The sequence below is a fragment of the Actinoallomurus acaciae genome, from assembly GCF_042429965.1.
GTDB classification, from domain to species: domain Bacteria; phylum Actinomycetota; class Actinomycetes; order Streptosporangiales; family Streptosporangiaceae; genus Actinoallomurus; species Actinoallomurus acaciae.
Window position 1 is genome coordinate 1 of sequence record NZ_JBHLZP010001023.1, and the last position, 1,371, is coordinate 1,371.

A 1,371-nucleotide genomic window follows, 5' to 3' on the forward strand; every position below is an offset into this window, starting at 1 on the left:
CCCTGACCTACCGGCAGCTCACCGGCCGCGACGCGGAGGTGGCCGGGCGGCTGCGCGCCGCCGAGCTGCGACCCGCCGAGCCGGTGGCGATCTGGATGGACAAGGGCTGGGAGCAGGTGGTCGCCGTACTCGGCACGCTCCTCGCGGGAGGCGCCTACCTGCCCGTCGACACCGCGCAGCCCGCCGCGCGCCGGGACGCGATCCTGTCCGACGCGGGCGTCCGCGTCGTGCTCACCCAGTCCTGGCTCGCCGAGGCCGGTGACCTGCCGGACACCGTGACCGCCCTCGCCGTCGACGACCTGCCCGAAGACGCCATGCCGGCCGTCGCGCCGCCGCGGGCCGTCTCGCCCGACGACCTCGCGTACGTCATCTACACCTCCGGCTCGACCGGCAGCCCGAAGGGCGTGATGATCAGCCATCGGGCGGCCCTGAACACCGTCGAGGACATCGACCGGCGCCACGGGATCGGCGCCGGCGACCGGGTCCTCGGCGTCGCCGGGCTCGGGTTCGACCTGTCGGTGTGGGACCTGTTCGGCACCCTGTCCGCCGGCGGTGTCCTGGTGCTGCCGGACGCGGACCGCCGCGGCGACCCGTCCCACTGGGCCGACCTCATCACCGATGCGGGGGTGACGGTCTGGAACTCCGTCCCCGGGCAGCTCCAGATGCTGTGCGACTGGCTGAGCTCGGGACCTGCGCTGGAGGCGAGCCGGCTGCGGCTGGCCCTGCTGTCGGGGGACTGGATCCCCGTCACGCTGCCCGATGAGGCACGGGCGATCCTGCCGGGCCTGGAGATCGTCTCACTCGGCGGCGCCACCGAGGGCTCCATCTGGTCGATCGCACACCCGGTCGGTGAGGTCGACGTCTCGCGGCCCAGCATCCCGTACGGCCGGCCGCTGACCAACCAGAGCTTTCACGTGCTCGACCACGCCATGCGGCCCCGCCCCGACTGGGTGCCCGGCGAACTGTACATCGGCGGTGCGGGGGTGGCGCTGGGCTACCTGGGCGACGAGGCCCGTACGGCGGAACGGTTCGTCACCGAGCCGGGCACGGGTGCGCGGATCTACCGCACCGGCGACATCGGCCGCTACCTCCCGGACGGTTCGATCGAGTTCCTCGGCCGTGAGGACGCCCAGGTGAAGATCCGCGGCTACCGGGTGGAACTCGCCGAGATCGAGGCCGCCGTCCAGTCGCATCCCTCGGTGGCCGCCGTCGCCGTCGCGGTCGACGACTCCGCGCCCGGCGGACGCCGGCTGGCCGCGTTCGTGGAGACCGGACGCCGCGAACGCGACGAGAACGGCTCCCGCCGGGCCGCCGCCGTCCACCGGGCCGCGCAGGCGGCCATACGCGGAGCGTCCGCCGAGGTGGACGCGA

At 74.3% G+C, this 1,371-nt stretch carries 1 protein-coding gene; it reads left to right on the forward strand.

What is annotated here, in order from left to right:
* On the forward strand, positions 1-1,371 hold a 1,371-nt coding region (locus tag ACFFNX_RS50065; protein WP_378213546.1), incomplete at both ends, for an amino acid adenylation domain-containing protein.